We start from the raw sequence: 711 nt of genomic DNA on the forward strand, positions 1-711 counted from the left end.
CCGGACGCGGTGGCGGTGGAATGCGGTGACCGGTCGCTGACCTACGGCGAGTTGGACGCCTGGTCGGGGCGGGTCGCCGGATGGCTGCGCACCCAGCAGGTGGAGCGGGGTTCGTTCGTCGCGGTCAAACTGCCGCGGTCGGTCGAACTCGTCGTGGCCCTCCTCGCCGTCACCAAGGCCGGGGCCGCCTACGTGCCGGTGGACCCGGAGTATCCGCAGGAGCGGGTCGCGCACATCCTCTCCGACGCGACACCCGCCCTCGTCATCGACGACACGGCGATGCTGGAACAGGAGACCGACGGACCCTTCGAGGACGTCCGTATCGACCCCCACGACCCCGTCTACGTCATCTACACCTCAGGCTCGACCGGCCGACCCAAGGGCGTCGTCGTCGAACACGCCTCCGTCAGCGCCTACCTCGAACGGGCCCGCGAGGTCTACCCCGACGCCTCCGGCACCGCCCTACTACACTCCTCCGTCGCCTTCGACCTCACCGTCACCGCCCTCTACACCCCCCTCGTCAGCGGCGGACGCGTAGTCATGACCGAACTCGACGAACACGCCGCCACCTCCGGACAGCCGACCTTCATGAAGGTCACCCCCTCCCACCTCGGCCTCCTCGAAGCCCTCCCCGACGAGGTCTCCCCCTCGGGAACCCTCATCACCGGTGGCGAGGCCCTCCTCGGCGAAGCACTGGCTACCTGGCGCACC

At 69.6% G+C, this 711-nt stretch carries 1 protein-coding gene; it reads left to right on the plus strand.

The genetic code is table 11. The annotated features are described in order from the left end of the window. A partial coding sequence (locus IG94_RS0138010; protein WP_031048752.1) for an AMP-binding protein occupies positions 1 to 711 on the plus strand: 711 nt, incomplete at both ends.

Origin of the sequence: Streptomyces olivaceus (genome assembly GCF_000721235.1) — a bacterium.
Lineage (GTDB): Bacteria > Actinomycetota > Actinomycetes > Streptomycetales > Streptomycetaceae > Streptomyces > Streptomyces olivaceus.